General features: G+C 56.1%; 1 protein-coding gene and 1 pseudogene. Both read left to right on the top strand.

Annotated features, from left to right (window positions below):
- Window positions 1–193 (top strand): annotated as a pseudogene (locus GA0061098_RS45875) (hypothetical protein); the annotation flags it as partial.
- A 489-nt stretch (window positions 194–682) separates the two neighbouring features.
- Window positions 683–2,230, top strand: coding sequence for a UxaA family hydrolase (locus GA0061098_RS43325; RefSeq protein WP_091968236.1), 1,548 nt, complete (start codon window positions 683–685; stop codon window positions 2,228–2,230).
- The last annotated feature ends 140 nt before the right edge of the window (window positions 2,231–2,370 follow it).

Here is a 2,370-nt window from a genome sequence, read left to right as displayed (position 1 = left end):
CACCGCCGAGCCATCTTCAGCTTGCTTCAAAACAAATGCGATCTGCGCCTCTGAAAACTTCGATGCCTTCATGGAACTCTCCTCGTCACCGTCAGGGGATCATAAATGGAAAATTCCAGTTCAAACTGGCCTAATTTGGCGGGGGCACGTCACTGTTGGTGGCTGTATCGTGAAGCCCGGATTGGGATGCTAATGAACGACACTCGATAGTCGATGCAGCGAGTAACGGCTTACCGACCAGCCATGTGCCAGATGAAGATGAATGCTCGGCAAATGGGCTCTATGCCTATCCACTCCTTTGCGGAGGCTAATCGATTGCCGCATTCGATTAGCGCGATGCCTCATCTATCGAAGCGAGCAAGCGGTGCGGCGCGACTTGCTCGCATAATTCCACAACGCCGGTGCTTTGTTGTTAGTAGAACGTACCGAAGGCTGAAAAATCGCACGGCGGTACTGCCAGAGAGCGTCACTCATTTGCAGGATTCCTGCAACTATGAACCCATTTTCGCGGACATCGATACTCCTAACAGTGCATATCTACACAAACAGTTGAAACTTGCGCGCGCCGCGCACTCGCGAGAACAAACTAGTAACTGGCACGTCTGTTGTTAGTTACAGCAAGGGTTTACATCAAAGCTTTGAAAGCTGCGATAGCTGAGCGCGGCTAAAGGAACGGGACGGCATGCTCCACACAAATGCGAACTTCACCGGGCCCTTGCTGAGCCTCAGCGAGACGGATAATGTTCTGATTGCACGCGAAGCGCTCGCTGTAGGCCAGCGGGTGCGCGTGGGTGAGGCCACGGTCGAGCTGCCGGAGGCGATCATCCCGGGCCATAAGGTGGCAGCGTATCGGATCGCCCGCGGTGAACCGATACGCAAATGCAACGCGATCATCGGCCGCGCATCGCGCGACATCGAACCCGGCGAGCATGTCCATAGCCATAACGTCGAGTTAGTCGATTTCGAGCGCGATCCTGGGTTCGGTCTCGACGTGCGGCCTGTCAATTATATCCCTGAGTCCGAGCGAGCCACTTTTTCCGGAATCGTGCGGTCCGATGGCCGGGTCGCGACTCGCAACTTCATCGGAATTCTTGCGTCGGTTAATTGCTCCGCTACCGTAATCAAACACATTGCCGCATGGTTCACGCCCGAACGGCTTGCTCCTTATCCGAACGTGGATGGCGTGGTTGCCTTTGCGCAAACGAGCGGTTGTGGCATGTCGTCGCCCAGCGAGCACTTCGATGTCTTGCGGCGCACACTTGCCGGCTACGCCCGTCACCCGAATTTGGCTGGCGTGCTCGTCGTCGGACTTGGTTGCGAACGCAACCAAGTCGCTGGTCTCCTGGACACGCAGGGCTTGCAAGCCGGTGAGACGCTGCACTCTCTTGTGATGCAGGACGTCGGTGGTACCCGCGCGACAATTGAAGCTGGCATCGCCGCAATAAAGCGAATGCTGCCCGCGGCGAACGACGTTGTACGGCGCGCAGTGCCAGCGAGTCATCTCAAGATCGGCCTTGAGTGTGGTGGTTCGGATGGCTTCTCCGGTATCTCGGCTAATCCGGCGCTCGGTGCCGCAATGGATTTGCTTGTGCGTCACGGCGGCACAGCGATACTCTCGGAAACGCCTGAAATCCATGGCGTTGAATACTTACTTACACGCCGAGCTATCACCCCCGAAGTCGGCCAGAAGCTGATGGATCGCCTCGCTTGGTGGGAGCGCTATACGCATGGCCACAATGGTCAGTTCAATGGTGTGGTTAGCCCGGGCAATCAGCAAGGCGGGCTCGCTAATATCTTCGAGAAATCACTTGGATCGGCGATGAAGGGTGGCACAACCCCACTTCAAGCGGTCTACGAATACGCTGAGCCCATTGATCGCACGGGGTTTGTCTTCATGGATTCGCCGGGTTATGACCCTGTCGCGGTGACAGGACAGATCGCGAGTGGTGCCAACTTCATTTGCTTTACGACTGGACGGGGCTCAATGTTTGGTTCAAAACCGGTGCCGACGCTGAAGCTTGCGACCAACACGCCCATCTACAAACGCCTTGCCGAAGATATGGATATCAACTGTGGGCTCATCATCGACGGTGAGCGCACGATCGAGGAAATGGGTCAGGAGATCTTCAAACACATTCTGCGCGCGGCGTCGGGCGAGCGTACTAAGAGTGAATTGCTGGGACTGGGAGACAATGAGTTCGTGCCCTGGCACATGGGGATCGTGAGCTAATAATAGCAGCTGGTATCAACACAGCCGCTCCAGATCGGAGAGATCGTGAGTGGGCTTAAAGATGCCAGCCTATTCGATCGAAGCTATGCAACGGCGGTCCTTAGAGCCTGACTCAAAAAGGCGCGTAGATGCTTTCAGGG

The organism is Bradyrhizobium shewense (genome assembly GCF_900094605.1).
Taxonomy (GTDB): Bacteria; Pseudomonadota; Alphaproteobacteria; order Rhizobiales; family Xanthobacteraceae; genus Bradyrhizobium; species Bradyrhizobium shewense.
This window is presented reverse-complemented; position numbering and strand designations above follow the sequence as displayed.